Source organism: Candidatus Chloroploca mongolica (assembly GCF_004762035.2).
GTDB lineage: Bacteria > Chloroflexota > Chloroflexia > Chloroflexales > Chloroflexaceae > Chloroploca > Chloroploca mongolica.
The window spans coordinates 61,473-87,763 of the sequence record NZ_SIJK02000008.1 but is presented as its reverse complement, the minus strand read 5'-3'; the positions used below and the strand labels follow the sequence as shown (position 1 = coordinate 87,763).

The following is a 26,291-nucleotide window of genomic DNA, read 5'->3' as shown; positions in this document are numbered from 1 at the left end:
TGAGGTTTTGTTGCTTAGGAGCGCCAAATAACCGGCGGGCCAGTGATGCCGTGAGAAACCAGGGTGTTGCCCAGGCCCGCCCATGTCACCCCGAACGAACGTGAGGGGTCTTCCATGCCGATCCGTGAAGATTCCTGCCTGCGCCTGCGGCTCCGTTCGGCATGACCGTGGCGCCGTGGCGCTCCGCGCATGAGGTTTTGTTGCTTAGGAGCGCCAAATAACCGGCGGGCCAGTGATGCCGTGAGCAACCAGGGTGGTGCCCAGGCCCGCCCTTGTCACCCCGAACGAACGTGAGGGGTCTTCCATGCCGATCGGTGAAGATTCCTGCCTGCGCCTGCGGCTCCGTTCGGCATGACCGTGGAGCTGTTGCGCTCCGAGCATGAGGTTTTGTTGCTTAGACAAGGTTCGTAGGTACTTTACAGTTTGGCGTTACGCCGCCTGCGCCAGCGGCGCAGCGTGCGGCGTGACCGCCACATCGGGCAGATAGCCCAAGGCTACCAGCCAGTCCGTCGGCGCGTCGGTCATGCCACTCAGATGGAGCGGACTCAGCCCCTTGTGGATGCCACGGGTGAAGACACGATGGTTATGCCAAACCGCCAACAACGCCACCATGCGCGAGTTCAACGTGCGCCGCACCGCCAGATGCGGGCGCATGATGCTGTGCCAGCGCTCGACGGCGCTCGATACCCACACGGCATCGTCCCATGCCGCCAGCAGAATCCGGGCTGCGGCACGCCACCCCTCGGGGATGGCGGCAAGGATATCCCTCCGTTGCCACCCCAGCGTGTGGCGGCGCAACCACGCCCAGCCGACCAGCGCTTGCTGGCTCGGCGTCAGGAGCGCCTGCAGATCGTGCTGCACCTGATCCAGGTGCGGGACAAAGGTCAGCAACGCGGGCAGCCGGGCCGTCAGGTGGTTGTGCAGCCGCTGCAGGTGCGGCTGTTGCGCGGCGGGTGCCGCCTGCCCGACCTCGTCCAGCAAGCACAGGACGGTGGCGAGGTCTTCCTGCCGCTGCGCTGCGGTCAGCAACCCGTCCCGACCCTCCACCACGGGGGCCAGCAACCGCCGCAGTTCTCCGGTCAGGTAGGCCGTGTTCGCCGCCGTCTGACGCGCCAGCGCGACCTCCTGGGCATGGGCGTCCACGTCGGTCTTGGGGTTCCGCCCCCGCGGGGACTGGCCGGCGCTGATCCGTGCGGCTTGGCGGGCCACCGCCGGGGTGCGCGCCTCCAGGTGCTGCACGACGCGCTCCAGGCGCTGCTGCACCTGGGCACAGCCGTGCAGTTCGTGCCACGTATCCCCTTGCATCGGCACGGTTGGGGTGACGTCCTGACAGGCGGCCTGCAACGCAGCGCCCCCATCCATGACGACCCGATCCCACCGCAGCCCCCGCGCCTCCAGTTCCCACAAGACCAGCACCCAACTCTCGGTATCCACCGGCAGCGGTCCTTCACTGGCCCAAATCGCCCCACTCTGGACATCAACCACGTTCAGGTAGGCGCCGCAGCGGTTGTTGGCGTCGATCTCATCCAGGGCCAGGGCCCGCATGTCGGGCGGGACATGGGTGCGCATCCATGTGATGGCGCGATCGCCAGCCGCGTGCAGGACGGCGGTGATGGTCGCGAGACTGAGTCCCTGCTGAAGCAGTTCACGGGTAGCCGCTTGGATGCCGCGCGCCGAGGCGTGCTGAATCCAGAGGGTCAGGATCTGGCGTTCGGTGGTCGTGGTGGAAGCCACCGACGGTGCAGGTGGGTCAAAGGCCGCCTGCAGCGCCTGACGCGCCTGGTCGCGCCAGGCATAAAGGGTTTGTCGCGGAACCTGCGTCTCTCGGCTCAACTGCGTCACCATCCCGTACTCGCCTTGGTGTGCCAGCATTATCGCCGCCCATTGTGCCCGCTGTTCGGGCGTGCTAGGATGAGTCTGACCCATAGGGTCCTCCCTGGTGTTCTGGTTTTAGGTGGTACTTCAACCATACTACCAGGGAGTTTCCTTATGTGTGGGCCTGAAGCAACTGTCATGTTGGCCCGGCCCTTCTGAAACCTTGTCTTAGGAGCGCAAATCGTTGGCCCCTTTGCCCTGCCATACCATCGCCTGGCGTTGATCAAAATCAAGATCGTTGCCCCGTACGCGGAGGCAGTCAAGCAAGCGCAGGCCATGACCATACAGCAGGCTCGCCATCAGGTAGTGGGTTCCCGACAACGCCACTCGCTTCAGCCCACAGCGCATCATGATTGCGACGCAATGCAGCCCGCACCTGGTCGAGCCGTTTCGGGGGATGGGGTGACTCGGACAGACCCAGGAACTTGCGGTATGCAAGAAGTTGTCATGACATCGACCGTTTGAATGGCGTCCAGGATACGGCAGGGTACGCCAGCACCATCAGGGCGACGCTCACAGGCAGCGTAAGCAGAAGTAACAGAGGTGGCCGCATCGTCGCCTAGCACGTATCATCGGGGTAGAGATGGCAAAAGCGCCGTGGAGCATGAGGGCAGGGTAGGTATAGGTGGCAATATCACCGTGTAGCAAAGGTACGGGCAGGTGTGGGCGGCAAAAGCGCCGTGGAGCACAGGGATGGCGGGTGATAGATTGCATGATCGCCGCATAGCAAAGATAATAGGGGTGTAGGGGGCAAAAGCGCCGTCGACTTCATGTTGGGCGGCAACTTTCCTCACATCGCAACGTCCTCACCATCGCGAAGCAGTTTGCTACCAACGCCGACACCGGCTACAATACCGCATGGTATCAGTCTCTGGAAAGGCGGAGGAGATGAACACAACAACAGTTCAGAGTGTCGTTGCTGCCGCTCAAGCGTTGTCGCCCACAGAACAGTTTGAGGTTATTCAAGCGCTCACGCGCGTGCTTCAGCAGCGGTATCTTGGTACCGTTTCTTTTTCCGTTACCCAGACGCCGATTATTCCGCTTCCTGCAACGGTTCGTCGAACACCGCCAGTCACAAATCTTGCTGATTTTGCCGCTGACTTTTGGCCGGAGGATGAAACAGCCGATGACATTACGACCTATATCGCCCAACAACGAGCGACTGACCGAGCACGTGATTTGCCTGACCAAGAACTGCTATGAGCACAGTACTTGTTGACACCAATGTCGTGTCCTACCTGTACAAGCAGGACACACGAGGATTGTTGTATGAGCCCCATTTGATTGGACAAGAAGCCGCAATATCGCTGATGACGATGGCTGAATTGTTGCAATGGGCGGTGGTTCGCAATTGGGGTTTGCCGCGCGTGCAACAGTTAGAAGCTACTGTGACCCATACGTACACGATTGTGCCACCTGATGTCGACACCTGCCGTTGGTGGGCAAGCGTTCGCGCGCAACGTTCAGCTCGTGGCCTACCGATTTCGCCGCAAGATGCGTGGGTAGCAGCGACAGCACTTCAGTATGGTATCGCGCTGATAACACATAATCCTGACGACTTTGAGCACATACCTGATTTACGCATTATCACCGAGAAGAAGTAGCGACGCTGCGACGAACAGCAGACCGTTATCGAAGGGTTGCCGCCCAACACCGCATGCAGGCGACCGGCGGAATCGGGGCGATTTTCGGAATCAGATTCGTGCCAACCGTCGTGCCGTTCTCTCGGCGTGATGTGCCGCCGGCGCCTGATGCGGATCGTTGGGACGCTATCATCAGCGCTTCTTCGTTCGGTAAGCGTAAAATTTGTCTTTACTATAGCAGTCCTAGATCATTTGTAAACGGCCATAGCGCTGGCGGTTGGGAAAGTCAAAGATGTGGCGTTCCAAGCCCTGCTCAAAGGCGTCGATAACCTCCTGAAACTTCGTGGCGACGAGGCGAAGCTTCTGGATGGCAGCTTTGCCTTGGCGCCAAACTTCTTCGATGGGGTTCTGGGTCGGGTCATGGGGGGCAACATTGATACAGGTGATCGGCCAATCCTCGGGCGACAACGCACCGTTCACCTCGGCCAGAAAGCGCTCCATTTCCTTCCCTTTATGCCAGCGTGCATTATCCCAGCAGATCGTGAGTTTGGCGTCCGGATAGCGCAGACGCAATTCGACCAGGAAATCGGTGGTATTGTCCGTCTGGGCCACGGGATACGACATCAGGTGCATCTCGCCGGTCAGGGCGTCAAGGGCTCCATAAAAAGGTTGGCGTGCCTGCGTGTTGACGACGTCGCGCGTCGCGCGTTCGTTGCGCTTGGCCCAGCTATACCCACAGACGTCCCCCCAATGGAGGAAGCATTCGTCCACAAAGAGCAGCACTCGCTCCTTTCGTTCGATCGCGTCCTGATGCTCCGTCACATACGCGGTCAGTTCGGCATGTTTCGCAGCGACCTGGGCTTCGTTTTTTTGGGATTGCTCGCCTGCACCTTCTTCCAACTCAGGCCGGCGGCGTGGAGGAGCGCATAATAGCTTTGATCCGATTGATACACGACCCCATACTGATCCTGCAGATGCGCACGCAACCGTGCAATATCGCAGGGGGACTGCGCGGCAATCCAGGTCAGCACCTCCGTCCGTTGCGTCGCCGTCAGAAAGCTTTCCGAGCCACGGTAGCCGATGCGCAAGCCGTCGGTTCCCAACGCGTGATAGATCTTCTTCCATTTGCTAATAAATGCTTTCGAAACGGGAAGCACCTCCCGGATGGTCGCATAGGGTGTCCCCTGGAGCGCCAACTGCACCGCAATGGCGCGTCGATACTCGCGTACGTCGGTGGTCGTTTGGAGCAATGCGTGCAGGTCAGTCTCCATCGGGTATCCTCCCAGGGTAGGCACGGTACTTCCAGGAGATGATACCACAAAACTGCCGCCTGGTTTACGAACCATCTAGGACTGCTATAATTTTGCAGGTGGCGATATTCCAACATTCTCTAGCACGAGTACAAGGATGGTTTACCAAGGAAATAGCCGATTTGGCCCAGGTGTTGTGGACATGCTTCAGTTTGATATCCCAGAAGATCATCAAGTTTCAGAAATAATATCGATAACCATCCGAGATACAACGCAAACAACCATAGGCTCAGGAAGCCCAAATCTTGCTGTAATAGGCATCACAATGCGTGTTAGCAATTAGTTAAGCAGTGGCTTCCGATAGCAAACCCTAAAGATGCGCCTCATAATGTCAATCAAGCAGGCGCCCGTCGCCCATCAACCCCGGCCCAACAGTGCGCTGTAGCGCGACGCCGCTGGCGCGGCCTCAAACCTGGGCTTTGTTTTCAGCCTGGTCTTATGCCGACCGTCGTCTCGTTCTTCAAACGCGCAGCGGCGCGGCTAAGCGCCGGCGTTCGGCGGCATCTCATCCACGCGTGCCACTTGACATGCGCTCTATCTCACTGCTTGACCGTTCACCTTCCTTCCCTTCTTAGTATTACAACGAGACTTTTTTACCGCAGAGGACGCAGAGGCCAGAGAGATGGTTGCCGCACAACCTCCTCCTCTGCGTTCTCGGCGCCCTCTACGGTGCGTTCCGATGCATACGTTGTAATATTAGGCACCTCCGCTTTGGGGCCTCCGCCTCCTTGTGCGGTCGACGGAATGCTATAATGGGAGCCAACGTGATACGCTGATGCGCAAAGGAGTTGCTGATGGCACTGGTGGAAACACGGTATGAGCATATCGTCTTGGACGACGCCGGAGTCCCCCACATCGACGGCACCACCATGAAGGTGATCGAATTGGTCCTGGAGTCAACGGCCTACGGTTGGAGTCCTGAAGAACTCCATTTCCAGCATCCGTACTTGACCTTGGGACAGATCCACTCGGCCTTGGCCTACTATTGGGATCATAAGGATGCCTTGGATCAGGATATCGCTCGACGACGGGCACGGGTTGAGGAGTTGCGGCGCGTCACACCCCCTGCACCGTTCGTTGCCCGACTCAAAGCGCAAGGCTAAGCGGCATGCCGCTCAAACTGTACATGGATCATCACGTGCCGCGGGCGATTACGCTGGGGTTACGCTTACGCCATGTCGACGTCCTCACCGCGTATGAAGACCACGCCCACGACATTGCTGATAGCGATCTCCTCGACCGGGCAACGGCATTAGGCCGAGTCCTCTTTAGCCAAGATGATGATCTGCTCGCCGAGGCAACCGTGCGGCAGGCGACGGGAATCAATTTCGGCGGTGTCATCTACGCGCATCAGCAGGATGTCTCGATTGGGCGCTGTGTGCAGGATTTAGAGGTAATTGCGCTGGCGGGCACCGAAGCCGACGTGGCGAATCGGGTCATATACCTTCCGCTGTAATCTATGCATACCTCTTTGAGAAGCCATATACATCCTTCAGGTGCAAACAATACGCCGGCTGCCGCCGAACACCACGCTGTGCACCTGACGCCGCTGGTGCGGCCCTAACTTGGGCGCGACTTTGAACGGCAGTCATGTGCCGACAGCAGGCAGCGATCACCACGTCTGCCAGCGGCGCCGGTGAAGGCGGGCGTTGGGCCTAATCGGAGTGGCCTTTTTGGAGCAGATTCGTTCGATTCTTCGGAAGCGAGCGGAACCGCTATGCTACAATAGTCGGAGCACGATGCGGGATCGCGTGAACGATGCGGTGGACGGGAGGATCTTCATGGACAAAAATTGGAAGCACCTCACGGCGGTGGAGTCCCACCCAGATATTGTGAGTGGCGCGTGGGTCTTTCGCGGGACGCGCGTTCCGGTGGCCGCGTTGTTTGAAAATCTGCGTGATGGTGCGACGATTGATCAATTCTTGGAGTGGTTTCCGGGCGTCCAACGACACGATGTCGAAGCCGTGCTCAATTATGAAGTTGCGGTTTTGAGTGCACCGGCAGCCGTATGAAGATCCTTTTTGATCAAGACACCCCGGTTCCGCTCCGCCGGCATCTTCCCGATCATACGATCACGACGGCGTACGAGCAAGGATGGGCGAATCTGAAAAATGGACAACTGCTTGCAGAAGCAGAAATGGCTGGTATCGATCTCCTGATCACGACCGATCAAAACCTCCGCTATCAACAACCTGTCAATTCTCGCCTCGATCTACACACTCGCCAGCGGCGCAGCTGAGCGTGAGCGTTGGGCGGGCCATCAGCGCTGCCTCTGTTTCAAAGTTGCGCAGCCGGCGCGCCCTTGGTGCGTCCCGCGCAACAGCTTCCGGGAAGCTCTGCGCGAAGATGGTATGGCGCACCGACGTGCCTGAACCACCGATGAGCATGCTGCCACCACCGCGGAAGCTTTCGTCACAAAGGGAGGACAGTATGGATAGTGCGAAGCTCTTTCAAAATGGAAAAAGCCAAGCCGTCAGACTTCCCAAAGAGTATCGGTTTCGCGGCTCAAAAGTGTATATTAAGCGGATGGGAAATGCGATTTTGCTCATTCCTGAGCATGATTCATGGCAATCGATGATCGAAAGTTTAGCGCTCTTCTCCGATGATTTTATGGTGGAACGTGTGCAACCTCCCGTGGAAGAACGGGATACGCTGTTTGACTAGCCGTTGCACGACGAGAGAGGCGAACAGCACATGCGCTATCTGCTTGACACAAATATCTGTGTGGCCCTCATTCGGCAACGACCACTTCATCTTTCTGGAATTCGATGACAGCGCAGCACAGGCATACGGCCCGCTTCGGGTGATGTTAGAATCGCAAGGAACACCTATCGGGTCGCTCGACATGCTTCTTGCGGCACAAGCTATTGCGCACAGCTTCATTTTCGTAACAAATAACACGAAAGAGTTTTCGCGCATTCCGCAACTCACGCTTGAGGATTGGACAAAACCATAGACACCAAGACGGATGTAATCCCACACACGTAGCCTTTTTGCGCTCATACCGTAAAGCCTTTTCCACTCGTCCAACACGCGCCGTAGCCGACGCCGCTGCGCGGCCCCAAACCTGGCGTTTTCTTCAACGCCGGCGCGTGCCGACCGTCGTCGCCATCTAGCGCACCCGCAGCGGCGCGCTTGAGGCCCAGCGTTGGGCCGCCCGCAGCCCTACATGCTCTTGACCGGCAAGCACTGTGTGTCGACGGATGCGACTGACGGCAATGGTATTCCTTGTATATGCCGAACATATCTGCTATTATACAGATATACTGTAACCATAGAGGCTCATATGCAGGAGTACCGTATATGACCGCACAACCGCAACCATATATTACCGAAGAAGCATATCTTGAACAAGAACGGCGTAGTATCACGAAAAGTGAATATTATGACGGACAGATATATGCGATGACGGGGGCCAAAGAACCGCATAACCTCATTGCAAGCAATGTTCTTGCATCCTTGCATGGACAACTTCGGCGTAAGCCATGTCGCGTCTATCCAAGTGATATGCGGGTAAAAGTCCTGCGGACAGGCTTAAACACGTATCCTGATGTTGTGGTTGTGTGCGGACAGCCTGAATTCGTTGACGAAAAACGTGACACACTAATAAACCCCACGGTTATTGTCGAAGTATTGTCCCCTTCTACAGAGCGATATGATCGTGGCGTAAAGTTTCGCCACTATCGAGCGATTGAAACATTGCGAGATTATATCTTAATTGCACAGGATCGTCAGTACCTTGAACACTATACACGCCAGGAAAACGGACAGTGGCTCTTGGAAGAAGCAAGTGATATGACAGCGCATATCACCCTTGAGTCAATCGCATGTACACTTTCACTTGAAGATACTTATGAAAAAGTAGAACTTGAAGAAGATGCGAACGACCTCCCCCTTGATCCTCGTGTGGAGTAAAATCGAACCTGCCAGCGGCGCAGTTGAGGCGTGACGCTGGGCGGCACTCTGCCTTAAAGGCAATACCTTGCAAAGAAGGCGGCTATTTTGACGCAAAGGCGCAAAGGCGCAAAGGTTTTTGCGTAGGTGAGCGTAACCCTTCGCGCCTTTGCGTCAAAGTATCACCGCATGACAAGAGGCAGAAACGTCTGATACCGCACCGCATCACCCACCGTAACCACACTGGTGAAGGCCCCAGTCACGCCTTGTAGCGACGTCACTTCGAGCACATTGGTGGCCGTGCCGGTGTACGTGAGGGGCAAGGTCACCACAAGCGTCTCGGACCAGATTCCGCCGGGGGCCGTGATCGTCGTTGTCCAGGCGAGTTTGCCATCCACAATGGGGCGGGACTCGCCAGCAAGCGTATAGGTCAGCGTCGCCGAGGGCAGGATGTTGGTAATCTGAGCTTCCAGAGCAACCTGGCCGGTATTTTGCACGGTCAGCGTATAGGTCAAAGGCTGCCCTGCCTGAACTCGATCAGGTGGGGGCGTTTGATTGACCGCAACGGCCCCGATGTTGTAGAGCGTCGAGCGATAGTTGACGAGGCTGCATACCGCGCGATTCGCCTGCTCGAGCGTAAAACGCCACATACACGTATCGTCGGTATAGTTCATAAAATTGTGAATATCGTCGGGCGTGCCGCAAGTCATTGATGGCGTACAGCCATAGTGTTCTTCATTTTCGCTGGGCGTATCGGCGAGCAAATCACCCGCCTCGTAGCCGTCAAAACAGTCCCCTCCCTCGAACGTATGCAGCAAACCAAGGTAATGACCAACTTCGTGAACCATGGTGCGGCCCTGATCATACGGCGCGGCGTCGGGAAGAGCACGCCCGCCGACCACCTGATAGAGCATCACCACCCCATCATAGACCTTGGGAACCTGCTGCTGAGGGAGGTAGGAGTAGCCGAGGTAGCCGCTGGCGGTGTTGACATACACATTGAGATACCGACTCTGATCCCAACCCAAAGCCTGCTTATACGCCAATTCATCTTCATCCTGGAACCACGCATCATTCATTGTACGCGTGATGCCAGCCAGTTGAAAATGAATCCGCGTATTGGCACCCTGCGCACCTGCCGTACCAGGCAGCGCCTGATAATCTTCGTTGAGCACGCGCACCTGATCCTGAATGCGTTGATCTGAAATATTGCCGGTTCCATCACTGGCATAAATAATGTGAAAGACGGTCGGAATAACATAGACAATCTCGTTGGGCCAGTATTCTTGCTGAATGCCTGTGCGGGTAAGCGAACAATCGCTCGGATCAGCCTGAAGACTCGCGAGATCGTGAGGAATCTGTGTTCCACAGCGTTTGCCGGTCAGGCGAAAAAAAGGCGACGTGAAATAAGACGCAAAATCGGGGAAGATCTGGTGATCAACGCTTACCTCGCCATCGCTGATCAGCGCAACATAGCTATGCGAGCGAGGAGGGGGCAACGACCTCGTGGCAGAGAGGTCTGCCTGCGCATAGGAAGGAGGGGAAGCAGGGAGCGCCAGCGCAACCGTCACACCGAGCATAACGACCAGCGCGACCACAGAGGTGACGAAACGATGCGGCAGGTGGGGTTTCATAGGATTTTCCGGCCTTCTTCTCGTGCAAGAACGCGGGGGGGCATGAAGGAGACATTGTCACATAACAATGTCTACTCTTGAGTATAGAACACCAGCATAAGGGCGTATAGTGACTGTCAGTCCTATATGGGACTAGTACCAATACCTTGCAGAGAAGGCGGTTTTTTTGACGCAAAGACACCAAGTCACTAAGGGTTAGCGCACCTACGCGAAAAACTTTGCGCCTTTGCGCCTTTGCGCCTTTGCGTCAAAACATCGGCCTTCTTTGAAAAGGAAGGGCCTGGGGTGTCCGCCGCTCAACGACATACCCACAAAAGCACGACTCGCGGTACAATAGACCTATGCAAAACGAGCATGCCATTCTTGCGCGCCTGATTGCGCTCAGTGATGATGTGACGCCGACCGAACTGCTCCTTGGTGGTGATGAGCACACGATCGGGCGCTCGATGCTGTGCGATGTGGTGATCAATCGGCAGACGGTCTCGCGGTTGCACGCCCGCATTGTGCGCGAAGGGCCGCGGTATCTATTGCACGACGCGGGGAGTGCCAACGGCACCTTTGTTAATGGGCAATTAATCAACGGCCCGCATATCTTGAGCAATCACGATACGATTGCCCCTGGGCTGGGGGGCGATTTGCTCCGTTTCCTTGACCCTGATCCTACCGTAGTACCGCATACCCGTTTGCGCCTCGACGAGCGCACGCAGGCCTTTTACCTGGGCAATGCGCTGCTCGAATTGACCCCCAATCAGCAGCGACTCTTGAGCCGCCTCTATCGGAGCCAGGGTGAACTGGTGAGCCGTGAGGCGTGTGCCGAGGCTATCTGGGGGCGCGACTATGACCCCGGGCTCGATGCCGAAGCGCTCGACCGGGCGGTAAGTAACCTGCGTGCCGCCTTGCGCCGCGTCGGGCAAGCCGATGAACTATTGCAAACCCGCCGCGGGATGGGCTATATCTTGACCGTCTATTTGCCTGAGAAATCCTGACGCCTCCCTTGCAGATCTTTTACTCAGATACATTTGTCCTGCCACTCCCCGTAGGCCATCGGTTTCCGATGGCAAAGTATGCGCTCTTGCGTGAACAGGTCGTCGCGGCAGGCCTGGTTGCGCCTGAAGCGCTGAGGGTTCCCGAGGCGGCTAGTGATGCCGAACTGATGCTGGTGCATAGCCCGGCTTACCTTGGCCGCGTCATTGCAGGAACATTGAGTCACCAGGAGATTCGGCGGATTGGCTTTCCGTGGTCGCCGCAGATGGTCGAACGTTCGCGGCGCTCGGTGGGGGCCACCATTGAAGCGTGTCGCGCTGCCTTGCGTGACGGGGTGGCGGTGAATCTGGCTGGTGGTACACATCACGCCTTTGCCGACCACGGGGCCGGCTACTGCGTCTTTAACGATAGCGCTGTCGCTGCACGGGTGATGCAAGCCGAGCAGCGGGTTCAGCGGGTGGCCGTGATCGACTGCGATGTGCATCAGGGCGACGGCACAGCGGCGATTTTTGCCGACGATGCACGTGTCTTTACCTTCTCGATCCATAGCGCAACCAACTTCCCCTTTCACAAAACGACCAGCAACCTCGATATTGCCTTGCCTGACGGTACCAGCGACGATGCCTACCTCGATGCGCTTGAAGAGGGTGTGCGTCACACCCTTGCCGCAGCCCGCCCCGAGCTCGTGCTCTACCTGGCCGGGGCCGACCCCTACTTTGATGATCGTCTGGGTCGCCTCGCCCTGACGAAACATGGCCTGGCCGAACGCGACCGCATCGTCTTTCACTACTGTCACGCCGCTGGCCTCCCGGTTGCCGTCGCCATGGCCGGCGGCTATGCCCGGATGATCGGCGATACCGTCGCGATCCACTTCCAGACGATCAGCGAAGCGACCCAGTGGGCAACGAAATAGGAGTGTGTCACCTCCGCAACAATCCCGATCTATCTGGCGTCGTACAGGCAGAGAGAAACGAGAGCAACGGTAGCCGCAGGGTTGCCGGTACGTTACAGAAGGAGTGAACGCAATGGATATTCGACGCATTACGCGAAGCCGCAATGAGCGTGTGGTGGCGGGCGTTGCCGGCGGCCTGGGAGCTTTTTTCAATATCGACCCGATGTTTGTCCGGCTGGCCTTCCTTGTCCTGGCGTTTATCAATGGTATCGGTGGCGTCCTCTATCTTGTGCTCTGGCTAATTGTGCCCAACGAAGATAGCCTGACGGAAGGCCGGACGACGGTGCAAGAGGCTGCCGATGAAATGCGGATCTTTGTCGAGAACCTGGTCAACCAGATCCGCAGCGCATTTCAGCGTTAGGAATTTCATTTGACGAAAACGACCAGCGAAGCTGGTCGTTTTCGTAATGACACATGCGGATTGGATGGCGACAACCCTGAACATTTGACCAACAGCCGTGTTTCAGCTATGCTGATGGCATGATGAAGTTGCCATTTCGCGCCATACCTGCGCTCGTGATGACGCTGATCCTTGTGGTTGCCTGTGCGGCACCCCCGCCGCCTGCCGCCACCCCGGTGGTTGAGGTGCCACCCACATCTACCGTTGTGGCAACCCCAACTTCCACCAGGCCTGAGCAGTCGGTTGCGACCAGTGCGCCTGAGCCAACCGCTCTCCCTACCGCAACACCCGAACCTCGCGATCCGCTCTTTGATCCGCGGCGGCTCAGCTATGCCCACAATTTCAACGGGGCCGAGATCCAGGCTTTGCTGGAAACGTATGGCAGCCCGGTGCGCGACATGCGTTTTCAGATCGGCAATCGCTCTCACTCCTTCACTGATGTGCTCTATAGCCTCACGACGCTCTATAGCATCAATCCACAGCTGCTGCTTGCGCTAATGGATATGCAGAGCGGGTTAGTGCGCAACCCATCGGCTGGGCCTGATCAATTCGCCGCCGCAATGGGCTACCGTGGTGCAAACCAGGGGGTGTATGGGCAACTGCGCCGTGCAGCTCGCGAGGTGCGGGCCGCTGTACGCGAATATGCGCTGCGCGGCGACAATCCGCCACCTCCACTGGTCTTTGCCGATGGAAGCCGGCAGGAAGTCAGTGGCGAGATTGCATTCAATCGGTATGTGCTTGCCCGAATGCTGGCACCAACGACAACCCCAGACATGCTTAGCATTCGCATTGATCAATTCATCGCCAGCTATACGCGACTCTTTAGTGACCCGCGTGAACCACCGAGCGATTGGCCGCCCTTGGCCGAGCCCTTCCTGAATCGTCCGATGGAACGCAATTTCCGCGTAACCTCGTTTTTCGATCACGACGCTCCTTTCCTGCGTACCAATGGTTCCCTTCACACCTTCTGGGGGCGTGAAGAGACCGATCGCGCCTTTGCCTACGACGGGCATACGGGATGGGATTATGCGATGGCCCCGCCTGATCGCATCCTTGCCGCTGCGGATGGCCTGGTCACCTTTGCCGGTAACTCTGATGATGGTTGTGCAACCGCAGCCCGAGCGGTCATTCTTGACCACGGCAATGGCTATCGGACGCTCTACTGGCACCTGGACAGCCTCAACGTCACCGCGGGGCAAGTGGTCACGCAGGGCGAGGTGCTTGGGATTGCGGGCGATACCGGTTGTTCAATTGGGGCGCATCTCCACCTACAAGTGCAGTACCTCGGGCGTGACGTTGACCCCTATGGCTGGTGCGGGAGTGGTGAAAGTCCCTGGGTAACGAGTCCTGCAGGTCAGACGAGTGTCTGGCTCTGGGCCGATATGCCCTCGCCATGTGAAGCCCCGCCCCCAGGCGTTGTCATTGTCCACAATGCAAGCCCTGGCTTTGCAACCACCGCAGATTGGCAGAGCCATGAAATCGGCTATGAAGGTGGATCGTCATTCATCGCAACAAATTTCGCCGGAAGCAGTACCAGGCCCTGGCAACCGGCGAGTCTTCGCCAGGCCGAGGTGGTGATCTGGGAACCAGAACTACCTGCGGCGGGGCGATACCATGTGATGGCGTACATCCCGTATGCGCTGAATGGCCTTGATGAGACCCGTGAGGCCCGTTATTTGATCCGCCACCGTGACGGCGAGAGCGTGGCCGTCATTGATGCTGAGGTTGAACGCAACTGGTGGGCCGATCTGGGGATCTACGAATTTGACCCGGCAACAGCACTGGTGAGTTCGAGCAACCTGGCGGGCGATAGTCGCCGCGGGATGTGGGCTGATGCGGTGGCGTTTGTGCCGGTGCAACCTTAAGCAGCGCCAAAAGGCCCGGCGTCTGATTTGGTATAATGGGGAGATGCAAGCCGAATCATTCACTTCCTGGCGCACGACGGGTGTTGCGCTGTTCGTTGCCCTTGTCTTGACAACGCTCTGGTGTGGTTTGGTGTATCGCGAGCCACGTGCGCTTCATGTCCCTAGCGAGGCTTTGCCTGAGACGATGGGTCTGCATAGCGTTGAGCAGTTTACCGATCGCGAAGAACGTTTTCGCTGGACAAAGAGCACCCTAAACCTGATCCTCCCCAATCCTGGGGGGCAGGTGCATCTTCGGATGCAGCTTTCGTCTGGGTTCCCCGAGCGCTTTGTGCCCGTACAACTTGCGACGACGCCGGTTACCGCATTTACGGTTGGCCCCGCGTTGCGCACGTACCATCTCTTGCTAGGCCCCGAGCCCCGTGAACCGATCGCATTGGGGCTGAGCACACCGCCTTTTTCACCGGCTAGCGATCCGCGTGAGCTTGGCCTTGTGTTCGCGGATGTGCGTCTTGATGGGGGGACGTCGCCTGTTCTGGTGATCTGGCTAGCGGCCCTTGCGTCAACGCTGGGCCTTTTTTTCGCTGGGCGGATGTTGGTCAACTCGCTTCCTGCTGCGCTCGCGGCAACACTCGGCACATGCGCACTGCTCTTGTGGCACGCCAGTGGCGGGTGGCTGATCACGCCCCTCGCACCAGTAGCCACCGTCACCGTGATGGGTGTTGCGCTCTTGAGCCTGACTGGGCTCCTTGGGCAAATGCTGTTTGCCGACGAGCGCCTGCTGGGGCAGCGCAAGCCGCGCACGAGCACGATACGCCAGCCGGCACGCTCATGGCACGCTGGTGAGCCAGGCTACCGCTTTAGTGAGAAGGTCAAGCGACCGACGTTCAGCGGGGACGCGGCTGCACAGCGGGTCTTTCCCATCGTTGCCGGTGTACTCATCGTGCTGGTGATGCTGCCCATCGTGATCTGGACCGTCACGACTGTGAATCCAGAGTTCACGTCAGACCTGGGCATCTACCTGTCGGCAACCCGTGATGCCCTTGCGGGCGGCAATCCCTACGAACCGTTCGTTATCGGTGTCTCATATATCTATCCGCCGGCCTCGCTGCCGGTCTTTCTCCCCTTTGCGCTCTTGCCACCCCCAACCTACGATCTGCTCTGGCGAACATTGAGCCTGGTGGCAGCCCTAGCCGCGCTGCTGGCGCTCTGGCGGACCTTTGGCCAACCAGAGCGGGCGGCGTGGATCGGGGCGAGCTTTGTTGCGCTCTGGGCGGTCTCTGGTTCACTCTGGGAGACGCTGAGCGTCGGGCAGGTCAATGCGGTTGTGTTGCTTGGCATTGCGCTCTTTCTGCTTGGTTATCGCTATCCGCAGTGGGCATGGGTCGGCGACCTGGGTCTGGCACTGGCGATTGTGCTGAAGCTGTCGCCCGCGTTGCTCCTGGCGGTGCCCTTGGTACGCGGTGACGTCGGGCGTCTGGTGCGCGTTGCTGTGGGTGCCGTGGGGCTGGGCCTGCTTGCGCTCATCTGGTTTCCGGCGCACCTCTGGGTTGATTTTGCGACCATTGCGCCAATGTTGCTGGGTGGTGCCGATGCTAATCCGTACAACTATGCGCTGGGGGCCTTTGCGGATCGGGTCTTCCCCGGGGCTGGCTGGGTTGGCCGGATCGTGGCGATAGCCTTGATTGGGGCCTGGCTCGTTTTCATCGTGATGCGTCGCCGTGCTGAACCAACCTTGCTGCTTGCTCTGGGGGTACTGGTGATGACTATCGCTCCCGGGCTTGTCTGGTATCATCATCTGATTTTTCTCGCGGTGCCGACCGCGCTGGTCATCCTGAACGGCACCTCACGGGCGGGCTGGCTCGCCCTCGGTTCGGTGGGCTTGCTCCAGTTACTACGCCCACTCGACGTGCTGCTTGGCTTGCCACCATGGATTGTGCTCGTGGCCTATCTGTTGTTGCTCTGGGCTGTTGTCGAGACAATGGCAGAGCTTGCATCTTCAGATGTGGGGGCACAGTTCCATACGCATGGGAGATAGTGATTGGATCTGATCTTTTTGGCTGGTCTTTTATTGCTCCCACTGCTCTACCTGCCAGGGTGGGCGGTTAGTTTTCTTGCGGCGAGTCCGGCTGATCCGCTGAAGCGCCATTTCGAGCGTATTCTGGTTGGGGCGCTCTGGCATGGCTGGCTGGCGCTTGTGCTCGCCTCGCTTGGCATCTTTTCGCTTTGGCTGCAACTCGGGGTGAGCCTGGTCGTCGGGGTGCTTGTGGTTCTGTGGGGTGTGCGGGTGCGACGGGGCCGCGAACCCCTGCGACGGCAACGTGCGTCGCGTGACGAGCGCAGGCGGCAGTTGTACGAGGGGCTTGCCTATGGCGCGGTGTTGCTGGTGACGCTGGCAACCGTCGTACGCCCCTTCGAGACCGTGGTTGGTGTGCGCGACGCCGGGGTTTATGCGACGACAGGGCTGGCAATTGCGCGCACCGGCACGCTGGTACAGGACGATGCGGTTGTCGCCGGGTGGGGCCAGGATGCGGCCAGTCCCGACGAGACTCTGGCCGGCCCGGCGCGGCAGGCCATTACCAACTATATGATCAGTCAGCCCCGCGAACGCTTCATTGCCTCGCGCCTGCGGGCGGCTGGCTTCTTTATCTACGAAGGCGAGCTCGAAGAGGGCCGCGTGGTGCCGCAGGGATTGCACCTTTTACCTGCATGGATCGCCCTGCTCGCCAGCATCGGTGGGCCGTACCTGGGCATGTTCGCCCCAGGGTTGCTCGGTCTGCTGGCCGTCTGGAGCGTCGGCATGCTGGGGCGGCATCTAGCAGGCTTCTGGGTTGGGCTGCTGGCGATGGCGTTGCTTGCCCTGAACGGAGTACAGGTCTGGTTTGCGCGGTATTCGACCGCCGAAACAAGTGCGCAACTCTTGATCTGGGCCGGGCTCTATTTCTTTGCTGCCATGCAGACGGCTAGGGCGGTTCCCGTGGACGAGTTGCGCGCCAGGCATGAACCAACCCCGGTCTTCTACGGGTTGCTCGCCGGCCTCGCGATCGGCCAGGTTGCGTTGACCCGCATTGACTTCTTTCTGCTGGGGCCAGTTGTACTCTATCTGCTCTACTGTTGGCTGAGCCGACGCTGGACGCGGGCGCAAACGGCGCTGGCGGTTGGGCTGGGGCTGATGTTGCTGCACGCCGGATTGCATATCGGCCTGATCGCCCGGGCCTATTTCTTTGACACCGGACACGACCGATTCCAAGATTCGGCCCTGATCGCCCTGTTTAGCCTGCCCTTCCTGAGCGAACCAGTGCGCGAGACGTTTCTTACCAGCAGTGCGCTCGCCCGTCCGGGGCGCATCTGGATCGAACTCGGCCTCGCCCTGGCTGGCGCTGCACTCCTAGTTGCCTTGCGCCTCTATCCAGCGCCACTGCATCGCCTTGAGACCTGGCTGACCAGACGCCGCGAATGGCTCTTGCAAGGCGTGATGATCGGCATCTTGCTGCTGGGCGCCTATGGATACCTGATCCGCCCGCAGATCATCACCGCCGATCTGCTCTTCAACACCAATGGTGGCTGGAACGATCCACTGACCCGCGACCCCGAACTGGTTGCCGAAGATATACGCGCTGGTCGCTTGACCCATAACGAGGCGCGCACGCTGGCCGGGGTGGTGATGGAGCCGCATCCTCAGTGGTGGATTGTGACGCCGAAGCTTGACGCAACTGCGGCCACCCGCGAGCGCCTGATGGCGGAACGTGGGCCGTGGGCCGGCCCCTTTAGCAACCAGACGATCAACTGGCTCCGGCTACAGGGCTATGTTGGCGCACCGATCCGCCTGCCGGTCTCGTACTGGTACAACGAGTATGCGGAGATGAACTGGCTTGAACAGAGGCTCGTCGATCCGGCGACGCTTACCTCTGCGCCAGTGCCCCTCAAGGATAAATATACGATCCCGCTTGCCAACATGGTACGCATGGGTTGGTATCTGTCGCCGCTCGGCGTCTTGCTCGGCGTAGTCGGTTACGCGCTCTGGTGGCGACGTGACCTCAATGCCGCCTCGTGGCTCTGGCTCACCGTGGCGTTCATTGGCACCTTCTTTTTTATACGACAGACGTATGGCACATCAGATCAGCATTACATCTATATTTTGCGTCGTTTTGTGCCGATTGCCTACCCGGCCTTTAGCCTGAGCATCGCGTATGCGCTGGTGGCCCTGGCGAGTCTGGGAAGACGTACGCGAACGCGCAGGCTGACTGCCGCCTTTGCCGGAGGGTTGGCGGGTTTGCTGCTCTTCTTCTTGGCCTGGACAAATCGCCCGATCTTCGCCCATGTGGAGTATCGCGGGGCAATTGCCCAGCTCGAAGTCGCGGCCAGCCAGTTTACCCCTGGGCGCGACGTACTGCTGATGCGCGGGGGTGCCCCGATCCACGCCGAGTCACGCGATATTCCTGATATGGTCGCAACGCCATTGCGCTTTATCTACGGGATCGACGCCTTTGCCGTCAAGAGCAGTCAGCCCGGCAATTATGCGGAAGATCTCGCCGCAGCGGCGCAGCGCCTACGCGACCAGGGACGCGAGGTCTATCTGTTGCTCAGCGCCTCGGGAGGGAGCTTTGTGTTGCCGGGGTTTGCGCTCGAGCCGGCAGGCGGTTTCAGCCTCGATCTCCCCGAATTCGAGCAACTCAGTGACCAGAAACCACGCAACGTCTCGTCATTGCAACTACCCTTCAACATCTACCGGCTCGTTCCAGCCGCCCCAGGCGTGCTCGGCGTGCAACCGCCGCCCCTTGCGCCCGATGCCTTCAGTGCCCAGGTCGTCGGCTTCTACCGCCCTGAGCGTGATCGTGACGGCACCGCATTTGTCTGGACGAATGGCAAGGCCACACTGCGCATACCGTGGAGCGGTGCTGGTTCACCTGGCGCGCTTACGCTCGACCTGAGCGCCGGCTCACGCCCGGCGCACCTTGGGCCAGCCGAAGTCTGCCTGAGCGCCGTGCCCGAAGGTGCGCCGTGGCCGGTGACAACTGGCGAGCCGGTTGAGCTAGGCTGTTATACGGTGGAAGACCGCCCCGGCACCGTGACAATTCAGCTTGATCCAACGCAACTCCCGCCCGCACCAGGTGGCACCCTGCTGTTGCACCTCAATAGCCCCGGATGGGTACCTGCCGCCGAAGATCCCCGCCAGAGCGATCAGCGCACCGTGGGCGTGCGGTTCCATCGGGTCTGGATCACAGGGGCAGCGGTGCCTTGAGTCGTGTTTCGGTGGGGCCTGCAGGCCCCACCGAAACACGACTCAGGGCGCGGTCGATGCAGCGCTCGACGGTAAGCGTAGAGCGCTTATGTTATACTGAGATGGCTTTGTTGCGGATTTCACGAACACAGGAGTTTAACCGCTATGGCGAAGATGATCGCGCCTGGTCACGCTTGGCCAGATCTGATTGGTGAGCTCAGGGCTGCCGCCCCCGAAGCCTTCGGTGCCGATGGCCACGCGCTCAACCTCATCGAGGGCGACTGGGGCTACCCTGGTCACGGCAAGCACTACGCTACCCCGGTAGATGGTAACGAGCTTGGGCGCATACCGATGATCGACCTCGATCTGGCCAAGCGCGCTGTGCGCTTCGCCGCCCACGAACACGCCCGCTGGTCCCTGATCGACCTCGACGAGCGCAAGGTTCGCGTCGCCGCATGTCTCGATCAACTGCGCGCCCACCGTGAGCTGATTGCCCGGTTGCTAATGTGGGAGATCGGCAAGCCCTACGCCCTCGCCTGCGACGATATTGACCGCTGCATCTCTGGCGTCGAGTGGTACCTGGGTGCAATTGAGCCCATGCTGGCCGGACGCTCACCACTTGGCGTGATCTCCAATATTGCCTCGTGGAACTACCCCTACTCCGTGCTCATGCACTCCGTACTGGTTCAGACTCTCGCCGGCAACGCTGTGATCGCCAAGACGCCTACCGACGGCGGCATCTTCTCGCTTACGCTGGGCTTTGCCCTTGCCCGCCGCGTCGGCCTGCCCGTCTCACTGGTCAGCGGTTCTGGCGGCCTGCTCTCCGACGCCCTCGTACGCAATCCTGATGTGGCCTGCCTCGCCTTCGTCGGCGGCAAGTCGAACGGGCGCGATATCGCCGCCAGCCTCTACGACCGTGAAAAACGCTACATGCTCGAGATGGAGGGTGTCAACTGCTACGGGATCTGGGACTTCTCCGACTGGCCGACCCTGGCCGCCCAGATCAAGAAGGGCTTCGCCTACGGCAAGCAGCGCTGCACCGCCTATATCCGCTTCATCGTCCAGCGCCGCCTCTTCCCTAAGTTCCTCGACACCTATCTGCCGGCGGTCAAGGCGCTTAAGATCGGCCACCCGCTGCTGGTGGACGGCCCAGAGGACGCACTGCCCACGCTCGATTTTGGTCCGCTGATCAATAGCCGCAAAGTCGAGGAACTGCGCGTCATGTACTCCGAAGCGGTTGGCCTAGGCGCAATCAGCCTTTTCGAGGGCGAGCTCGATCCGGCGCGCTTCTTCCCCGGCCAGGATATCTCGGCCTATCTCGCGCCAATTGCGCTGCTCAATGTGCCGCGCAACGCCCGCCTGCACCACAACGAGCCCTTCGGCCCGGTAGATACGATCGTCGTCGTTGACCGCATCGAGGAACTGGTCAGCGAGATGAACATCTCTAACGGCAACCTCGTCTCCTCGATCGCCACCGATGACCCTGAGATTGCGCGCATGGTCACCGGCGAGTTGCGCTCCTTCAAGGTCGGCGTCAACCAGGTGCGCTCGCGCGGCGACCGTGAGGAGGTCTTCGGCGGTATGGGCGCCTCCTGGAAGGGCTGTTTCGTCGGCGGCACATATCTGGTTCAGTCAGTTACCCGTGGCGCGGATGGCGAGCGCTTCTTTGGCAATTTCCCCGACTATACGCTCCTGCCAGAGACGCGCTAGAACTCTATCCGAGCATGCTTGAAGAGTTGGGTCGGGTTTTCTTCGATGCCAATCTGCCCACCCAGAAAACGCACCTCCAGGCAAGGATTCCTTGCCTGGAGGTGCGTGCTTTGGCCTTACGGTCAACTTGCTACGGGCACGCTGGCTAGCGTGCCCGTACGAGAGGGAGATAGATCCTTTCTCGCTCTGGCGTCGGGCCTGGCGTCACGCTCGGGCCTGGCGTCGCGCTCGGGCCTGGCGTCACACTCGGGCCTGGGCTTGGCGTTGTAGTCGCAGTCGCGCTCGGGCCTGGCGTTGTGGTTGGCGTCGCGCTCGGCTCTGGATCAGGTGTCTCTGGCTCAATCGTCAGGGCCAGGTCCGAGGCGAGGTTTGTGATGGTCAAGGTGATTTCGCCATTGGCAGTGCTGGTGACAAGCTCGCGCCGAAGAACGGTGCCGGCGTAGGAGTCCCACCAGGCGACTTCGTAGCGCCGATTGGGTTGCAGGGTGAGGCTGAGCGTGCCTGACTGCGGCGTAATCGCAACCGCCCCTGCGCCACCCATCACGTTGCGCCAGGTGTGCAGGCGATTCTGCACCCAGAGATGGGCTTTGCCACGAGCCACATTGCGCTGCCCATAGGCCCGCAACTGGCTGTTGCTCAGACGCGCCTCGGCGTCGCCATAGCCGCCACGCTGCACATCCAGGGTCGCAACAAACGCAGCAAACGGAACAGCGTGTGCCTGTGCATCAATCACGTTGAAATGCTCGCTAAACCAGTAGCCAGGGTCAAAGACAGCCCCAGGATTGAGTTGCGCCCAGAGCAGGTTGTGGAACCAGATCCCCGGATTAGCCTGCGAAAGCATGGTAAAGACTGGCTCGCCACTCAGGCCAACCTCGCCGCGGATGATCGGGCGCCCAACCTTGTCGGCGGCATAAGCCATGCTGGTCTCGGCCTGGAACCCTGCCACATCATAGACAGCAGGCGAGCCATCAGCCAGGCGCACATCGAGCGTCGGATATTCGTGAATATCGGCATACGCTACATCAGGGAAACGCACCCGATCGCCCCAAAACGTCGGTTCCCAACAACACCAGAACGAGGTGCTTGCCATATGCGGATGGGCATCCTGCTCACGCATAAAGCGGGCAAAGTCTTGCGTCATCTGCGCGTGCGTGCCGCTCCCATCATCAGGTGGGCCTTCATTATTTAATTCCCACGAATGTACAGCGGTCGTGTAGCCCCAGCGTGCCACGAGATAACGCCACCACTGCTCGAGCAACCAGCGTGCCCGGGTGCCCTCAGGCTGATAATAGCCATCGCCAGAAGCCACAAAGATGCCATCACGCGATAGGTGGTTCTGGATCCAATCGTTTTTGTCGTGTACAACATAGCGGTAATAGATGCCATCAGCTTCGCCCCGCACCAACTGGTCGTCAAGGAACGCGGCTGGCCGTTGTTCGACGTAGGTGTGCAGATCAGCCCGCGGGTTACGGATCAACTCGGGGCCACGCGTCTCGCCAGGCAGGATCTCGCGCACCGAAAGCTCGTCAATATATGCGCGTCCAGCCGTGACATTGTCGAGATAGAGGCTGAGGTCGCCACGGGCTTGACCGGCACCTTCATCGCTCCCGGTGCGATAACGGGCCACCACGGTATGCCAGTCACGATCCACACTGATCGGCGGAATCAGCGAAGCATAGTTTCGATGCGCCTCTTCGAAGCCTGGCTCCTGAGGCCAACCATGGAATTTCAAAACGAGCCCATACGGATAGGCGGCGTTGCGTGGGCCAGCCAGTTCAACCACCTTGACCCGTAGTTTCACTTCGTAATCGGTATTTGCCTTGAAGCGCGGACAAAACGCTTCATCGCCAAAACAGCCAATCCAGAGTCGATAGCCCTCGGGATAGGTCAATTCCTGGGCGAGCTCGTGACCGGGGTAGTGCTCAAGGAACGTCAGACGCGACGAGAAGCCTTCGTTGCCAAGCGTCTCGGCGGTCGATTTCCAGCGTGCCCAGTTGGTACTGTAGATGCCCAGACCGCCGAGCCAGGGCCGTTCAAAATTGAAGCCCCGGCCTCCTTGGAGATCGACCGCCCATGCGGGGCCAAGCGGCCAGAAGAGACTGCCATCACTAAATTGAAAGTAGCGGGAGTCTGCACTGCTGACCCCGATAAACCCAGCACGCCGTGGCGTACCTGCCTCGAAGCTCCCGATATCAACCATCGTCTCACCACTGGCATCGCGAACGCGCAGGTAGACCTGGTGGCGACCGGGTTCAAGCGGGGCATACCGCAGCGCCCAGCCACTCGTTGTCCCTGGTGCATACGAGGCCGACGAACCCTGCCCCTGGCGAATGGCACTGGTAAAGAAGAATGCCGGATGCGTCACCGTCGCCCCCGATGGCGTCGTAATCACCCCTTCGACCGTCACCCCGCTCCCTGGTGTCACGCCCGGAGGCGGTTGGTCGGTATAACTGAAGAGCGGCGAGGAAGCAACGGTATCAACCTGGAATCTCACCTCATAACGCTCATAGACGGCAACCGTCGATGTTTGCACTTGCACATCATAGATGCGCGGTGCCTCAAGTTGACGCTGCACCACCAGACGCGCACTATGCGCGCGGCCACGTGAGTCAACGACGCTGACTTGCAGATCATTGCGCCCGGGGGCAAGCGCGATGGAAGGCGTCGCCCAGGTCATCGTCGCCTCGGTCGGCACCGCCAGACTCCCTGCGGCGCCGGTGCGTAGATTATCCCAGGCAAGCATCGCGAGCGTCCCCGTAGGCGTGGACGCCTGCCCTTCGAGCGCCAGACTCGCGGCACTCGTCGTCCAGATTTGCTGCGTCGTTGGTGCATTGATCGTGATCGCAGGATTGACCGCATCGGTTACGGTGATCGTCAGCGTCTGACTCTGTGCGGCCCCATCGTTATCCCAGACGGTCAGCTTCACGGGATAAGATCCGCGGGAACGAAAGATGTGGGTCGGGTCAGGGCTCCGACTCTCCGTCCCATCACCAAACTCCCAGCGATAGCTACGCACTGCGCCATCGGGATCATCAGCGCGAGCCTCAAACGCAACTGTCAGCGGGGTCGTCCCTGACAGCGTGTTCGCGACCGGATCAAGCGTCGGGGCAACATTCGCGTCTCGGGAGCGCAATTGCAGATCGTCAAAATAGAGCTCAACATCGTCCTGCGGGCCATAGAGCCCAAAGCGCACGCGAACACCGCCAGTTGGTGCGGTAAACGTAAGCGCCAGCTTATGCCAACGATCCCGCTCATAGCTCGTCTGGGGATTGATGATCGACCCAAGCTCGCGATAGGCCGTATCCTCAACCGTCAGGTGCGCATAGCCCCACTGATTGCCAGCAAACCTGGACCAGCGAAACCAGGCCGTCAAGACATACTCCTGCCCGGCCTGGACATTAATCCAGCCCTGCGACGCCTCCTGCGACGTAATTCGCACACTAGACTGCCCGGAAGCAGCATAATCCGTGGTCAATTGGGTCGAGGTAATCCCTTGCCACGGAGCCGTTGTGCCTTGCTCGAAATCACCGTTGCTCAAGAGATTAGCGGTGGTAGGTTGGGCAGCGATGGGAAAAATCAGAGGAAAAAGGAACGTGAGGAGAAGAGCAAAGACAGCGAGTAGGGCAAGAGGGCGAAGCCTCTGTGCAACCATGTCGGAGTCCTTTCACGAAGGGGTTGTTATCGATTGCCTATACTATACCATCATTGGTCTGTCAACTACATTTTCTGATACTTCGCGCTCTGGGTACGCGGGCGTGCCACAAAACTTATTGTACCGTTTAGGCTCATCGGAGTGCCGACTTCAGTCGGCTGAGCGGGAAACCGACTGAAGTTGGTACTCCGCGTCGAGGGTCAAGCGGATCTGGTCTTGCTGAAACCATGTTCTGCGAGAAAAGTGCGGTACAATAGGAAGAGACCAGGATCAAGCTAGAAAGTATATGGCATGTCCGAACTGATCCCATTGACGCCTGTGCAGACGCCGGCCTCGGCAACGCCGGTGCGCCCCCGGCGCCCCGAATGGCTCAAGGCGCGTGCGCCATCAGGCGAGAATTATAGCGATGTCCATCGCCTCATGCACGAAAAGGGCCTCAATACGGTCTGCGAAGAGGCACGCTGTCCAAATCTCGGCGAGTGCTGGAACAATCGCACGGCAACTTTTTTATTGCTCGGCGATACGTGTACCCGCGGGTGCCGCTATTGCGCGATTGGCAAGGGCAAGCCCCAGCCGATTGATGAAGCTGAGCCCGAGCGCGTCGCCGCTTCGGTGGCTCATCTGCGCCTGCGTTTCGCGGTGCTCACCTCGGTCAACCGCGACGATGCCCCTGATGGCGGGGCGCATATCTTTGCCCGTACGATTGAATTGATCCGCGAGCGTGTGCCTGAATGCAAGATCGAGGTGCTGATTCCTGATTTTGATGGCAATTGGGACGCCCTGCAACTCGTGCTTGAGGCGCGGCCCGATGTGCTCAACCATAATATCGAAACCGTGCCCCGCATCTTCCGCCGCTTCCGCCCCCGCGCAGGTTTCCAGCAGAGCCTTGAACTGCTCGGGCGAGCGCGAGCCTTCGACCCAGACCTGGTCACCAAAAGCGGGATGATGGTCGGGGCGGGCGAGACCAATGATGAAGTGCTGGAAGTGATGGATGCGTTGCGTTCGGTCGATGTGAACGTGATGACCATCGGTCAATACCTCGCTCCCGATAGCAGCTACTGGCCCATTGATCGGTATGTCATGCCCGACGAGTTTGCCACCTTCAAGGCCGAGGGGCTACGGCGCGGTTTTCGCCACGTCGAAAGCGGGCCGATGGTGCGCTCAAGCTATCATGCGCACTTGCACGTCGGTGCGCATCAGCATAGTTAAGCCTC

At 59.2% G+C, this 26,291-nt stretch carries 22 protein-coding genes; 16 read left to right on the top strand and 6 right to left on the bottom strand.

Annotated features, from left to right (window positions below):
- Positions 1 to 429 precede the first annotated feature (429 nt).
- Positions 430 to 1,845, bottom strand: a complete 1,416-nt coding sequence (locus EYB53_RS06585) for a hypothetical protein (RefSeq protein WP_135477412.1) — start codon at positions 1,843 to 1,845, stop codon at positions 430 to 432.
- A 198-nt stretch (positions 1,846 to 2,043) separates the two neighbouring features.
- Positions 2,044 to 2,226, bottom strand: a complete 183-nt coding sequence (locus tag EYB53_RS06580; RefSeq protein WP_135477411.1) for a tyrosine-type recombinase/integrase — start codon at positions 2,224 to 2,226, stop codon at positions 2,044 to 2,046.
- 537 nt (positions 2,227 to 2,763) lie between these two features.
- Here EYB53_RS06580 and EYB53_RS06575 point away from each other — a divergent pair.
- Together EYB53_RS06575 and EYB53_RS06570 are read left to right on the top strand one after the other, a co-directional pair.
- Positions 2,764 to 3,078: a hypothetical protein gene (locus EYB53_RS06575; protein ID WP_097650953.1), complete on the top strand. Its 315-nt coding sequence runs from the start codon at positions 2,764 to 2,766 to the stop codon at positions 3,076 to 3,078.
- Entirely contained in the window at positions 3,075 to 3,479 is a 405-nt protein-coding gene (locus EYB53_RS06570; protein ID WP_135477410.1) for a type II toxin-antitoxin system VapC family toxin, read from the top strand. The genes EYB53_RS06575 and EYB53_RS06570 overlap by 4 nt, the downstream gene beginning before the upstream one ends.
- 222 nt (positions 3,480 to 3,701) lie before the next feature.
- Here EYB53_RS06570 and EYB53_RS06565 read toward each other — a convergent pair whose 3' ends face one another.
- Together EYB53_RS06565 and EYB53_RS06560 are read right to left on the bottom strand one after the other, a co-directional pair.
- Positions 3,702 to 4,358 (bottom strand): transposase, encoded by a 657-nt coding sequence (locus EYB53_RS06565; protein WP_167857290.1) that lies wholly within the window; start codon positions 4,356 to 4,358, stop codon positions 3,702 to 3,704.
- Entirely contained in the window at positions 4,289 to 4,804 is a 516-nt protein-coding gene (locus EYB53_RS06560) for a helix-turn-helix domain-containing protein (RefSeq protein ID WP_135477408.1), read from the bottom strand. Before EYB53_RS06560 ends, EYB53_RS06565 begins: the two co-directional genes overlap by 70 nt.
- A gap of 758 nt (positions 4,805 to 5,562) precedes the next feature.
- Between EYB53_RS06560 and EYB53_RS06555 the strand changes: the two genes are divergently transcribed.
- From EYB53_RS06555 to EYB53_RS06530, 6 genes are all read left to right on the top strand, one after another.
- On the top strand, positions 5,563 to 5,871 hold the full coding sequence (locus tag EYB53_RS06555) for a DUF433 domain-containing protein (protein WP_135477407.1): 309 nt from the start codon (positions 5,563 to 5,565) through the stop codon (positions 5,869 to 5,871).
- A 5-nt stretch (positions 5,872 to 5,876) separates the two neighbouring features.
- A complete protein-coding gene (locus EYB53_RS06550; RefSeq protein WP_135477406.1) occupies positions 5,877 to 6,224 on the top strand; it encodes a DUF5615 family PIN-like protein in 348 nt (115 codons plus the stop codon).
- Positions 6,225 to 6,549: 325 nt separating this feature from the next.
- Complete coding sequence (locus EYB53_RS06545; protein WP_135477405.1) at positions 6,550 to 6,780, top strand: DUF433 domain-containing protein; 231 nt, start codon at positions 6,550 to 6,552, stop codon at positions 6,778 to 6,780.
- Positions 6,777 to 7,007, top strand: coding sequence for a hypothetical protein (locus tag EYB53_RS06540; RefSeq protein ID WP_135477404.1), 231 nt, complete (start codon positions 6,777 to 6,779; stop codon positions 7,005 to 7,007). Before EYB53_RS06545 ends, EYB53_RS06540 begins: the two co-directional genes overlap by 4 nt.
- Positions 7,008 to 7,198: 191 nt before the next feature.
- The gene (vapB, locus tag EYB53_RS06535) at positions 7,199 to 7,432 is read left to right on the top strand and encodes a type II toxin-antitoxin system antitoxin VapB (RefSeq protein ID WP_135477403.1); all 234 of its coding nucleotides are present in this window, start codon (positions 7,199 to 7,201) and stop codon (positions 7,430 to 7,432) included.
- 639 nt (positions 7,433 to 8,071) lie between these two features.
- Positions 8,072 to 8,683, top strand: a complete 612-nt coding sequence (locus tag EYB53_RS06530) for a Uma2 family endonuclease (RefSeq protein WP_135477402.1) — start codon at positions 8,072 to 8,074, stop codon at positions 8,681 to 8,683.
- A gap of 161 nt (positions 8,684 to 8,844) precedes the next feature.
- Here the strand turns inward: EYB53_RS06530 and EYB53_RS06525 are convergent, their stop codons facing one another.
- Positions 8,845 to 10,296 carry a M43 family zinc metalloprotease gene (locus tag EYB53_RS06525; protein ID WP_135477401.1) on the bottom strand — a complete coding sequence of 484 codons (1,452 nt, stop codon included), beginning with the start codon at positions 10,294 to 10,296 and terminating at the stop codon, positions 8,845 to 8,847.
- Positions 10,297 to 10,637: 341 nt separating this feature from the next.
- Between EYB53_RS06525 and EYB53_RS06520 the strand changes: the two genes are divergently transcribed.
- The 7 genes from EYB53_RS06520 (at position 10,638) to EYB53_RS06490 (ending at position 21,425) form a co-directional block, all read left to right on the top strand.
- Complete coding sequence (locus EYB53_RS06520) at positions 10,638 to 11,282, top strand: FHA domain-containing protein (RefSeq protein ID WP_135477400.1); 645 nt, start codon at positions 10,638 to 10,640, stop codon at positions 11,280 to 11,282.
- A gap of 68 nt (positions 11,283 to 11,350) precedes the next feature.
- Positions 11,351 to 12,193 (top strand): histone deacetylase family protein, encoded by an 843-nt coding sequence (locus EYB53_RS06515; RefSeq protein ID WP_254150938.1) that lies wholly within the window; start codon positions 11,351 to 11,353, stop codon positions 12,191 to 12,193.
- 112 nt (positions 12,194 to 12,305) lie between these two features.
- Entirely contained in the window at positions 12,306 to 12,593 is a 288-nt protein-coding gene (locus EYB53_RS06510; protein ID WP_097651327.1) for a PspC domain-containing protein, read from the top strand.
- 119 nt (positions 12,594 to 12,712) lie between these two features.
- Positions 12,713 to 14,497 (top strand): LasA N-terminal domain-containing protein, encoded by a 1,785-nt coding sequence (locus tag EYB53_RS06505; protein ID WP_254150937.1) that lies wholly within the window; start codon positions 12,713 to 12,715, stop codon positions 14,495 to 14,497.
- Between the two features lie 43 nt (positions 14,498 to 14,540).
- Positions 14,541 to 16,532 (top strand): glycosyltransferase family 87 protein, encoded by a 1,992-nt coding sequence (locus EYB53_RS06500; protein ID WP_167857289.1) that lies wholly within the window; start codon positions 14,541 to 14,543, stop codon positions 16,530 to 16,532.
- A 3-nt stretch (positions 16,533 to 16,535) separates the two neighbouring features.
- Complete coding sequence (locus tag EYB53_RS06495; protein ID WP_135477397.1) at positions 16,536 to 19,736, top strand: glycosyltransferase family protein; 3,201 nt, start codon at positions 16,536 to 16,538, stop codon at positions 19,734 to 19,736.
- A 144-nt stretch (positions 19,737 to 19,880) separates the two neighbouring features.
- On the top strand, positions 19,881 to 21,425 hold the full coding sequence (locus tag EYB53_RS06490) for an aldehyde dehydrogenase family protein (RefSeq protein WP_135477396.1): 1,545 nt from the start codon (positions 19,881 to 19,883) through the stop codon (positions 21,423 to 21,425).
- A 145-nt stretch (positions 21,426 to 21,570) separates the two neighbouring features.
- Here the strand turns inward: EYB53_RS06490 and EYB53_RS06485 are convergent, their stop codons facing one another.
- Complete coding sequence (locus EYB53_RS06485) at positions 21,571 to 25,077, bottom strand: PKD domain-containing protein (RefSeq protein WP_135477395.1); 3,507 nt, start codon at positions 25,075 to 25,077, stop codon at positions 21,571 to 21,573.
- Between the two features lie 291 nt (positions 25,078 to 25,368).
- Here EYB53_RS06485 and lipA point away from each other — a divergent pair, with 291 nt between their 5' ends.
- On the top strand, positions 25,369 to 26,286 hold the full coding sequence (gene lipA, locus EYB53_RS06480; RefSeq protein ID WP_135477394.1) for a lipoyl synthase: 918 nt from the start codon (positions 25,369 to 25,371) through the stop codon (positions 26,284 to 26,286).
- Positions 26,287 to 26,291 lie beyond the last annotated feature (5 nt).

Coding starts and splice junctions, on each gene's coding strand:
- EYB53_RS06585 (WP_135477412.1), bottom strand. CDS start 1,845: ATGGTGACGCAGTTGAGCCGAGAGACGCAGGTTCCGCGACAAACCCTT.
- EYB53_RS06580 (WP_135477411.1), bottom strand. CDS start 2,226: ATGATGCGCTGTGGGCTGAAGCGAGTGGCGTTGTCGGGAACCCACTAC.
- EYB53_RS06575 (WP_097650953.1), top strand. CDS start 2,764: ATGAACACAACAACAGTTCAGAGTGTCGTTGCTGCCGCTCAAGCGTTG.
- EYB53_RS06570 (WP_135477410.1), top strand. CDS start 3,075: ATGAGCACAGTACTTGTTGACACCAATGTCGTGTCCTACCTGTACAAG.
- EYB53_RS06560 (WP_135477408.1), bottom strand. CDS start 4,804: ATGGTTCGTAAACCAGGCGGCAGTTTTGTGGTATCATCTCCTGGAAGT.
- EYB53_RS06555 (WP_135477407.1), top strand. CDS start 5,563: ATGGCACTGGTGGAAACACGGTATGAGCATATCGTCTTGGACGACGCC.
- EYB53_RS06550 (WP_135477406.1), top strand. CDS start 5,877: ATGCCGCTCAAACTGTACATGGATCATCACGTGCCGCGGGCGATTACG.
- EYB53_RS06545 (WP_135477405.1), top strand. CDS start 6,550: ATGGACAAAAATTGGAAGCACCTCACGGCGGTGGAGTCCCACCCAGAT.
- EYB53_RS06540 (WP_135477404.1), top strand. CDS start 6,777: ATGAAGATCCTTTTTGATCAAGACACCCCGGTTCCGCTCCGCCGGCAT.
- vapB (WP_135477403.1), top strand. CDS start 7,199: ATGGATAGTGCGAAGCTCTTTCAAAATGGAAAAAGCCAAGCCGTCAGA.
- EYB53_RS06530 (WP_135477402.1), top strand. CDS start 8,072: ATGACCGCACAACCGCAACCATATATTACCGAAGAAGCATATCTTGAA.
- EYB53_RS06525 (WP_135477401.1), bottom strand. CDS start 10,296: ATGAAACCCCACCTGCCGCATCGTTTCGTCACCTCTGTGGTCGCGCTG.
- EYB53_RS06520 (WP_135477400.1), top strand. CDS start 10,638: ATGCAAAACGAGCATGCCATTCTTGCGCGCCTGATTGCGCTCAGTGAT.
- EYB53_RS06515 (WP_254150938.1), top strand. CDS start 11,351: ATGGCAAAGTATGCGCTCTTGCGTGAACAGGTCGTCGCGGCAGGCCTG.
- EYB53_RS06510 (WP_097651327.1), top strand. CDS start 12,306: ATGGATATTCGACGCATTACGCGAAGCCGCAATGAGCGTGTGGTGGCG.
- EYB53_RS06505 (WP_254150937.1), top strand. CDS start 12,713: ATGATGAAGTTGCCATTTCGCGCCATACCTGCGCTCGTGATGACGCTG.
- EYB53_RS06500 (WP_167857289.1), top strand. CDS start 14,541: ATGCAAGCCGAATCATTCACTTCCTGGCGCACGACGGGTGTTGCGCTG.
- EYB53_RS06490 (WP_135477396.1), top strand. CDS start 19,881: ATGGCGAAGATGATCGCGCCTGGTCACGCTTGGCCAGATCTGATTGGT.
- EYB53_RS06485 (WP_135477395.1), bottom strand. CDS start 25,077: ATGGTTGCACAGAGGCTTCGCCCTCTTGCCCTACTCGCTGTCTTTGCT.
- lipA (WP_135477394.1), top strand. CDS start 25,369: ATGTCCGAACTGATCCCATTGACGCCTGTGCAGACGCCGGCCTCGGCA.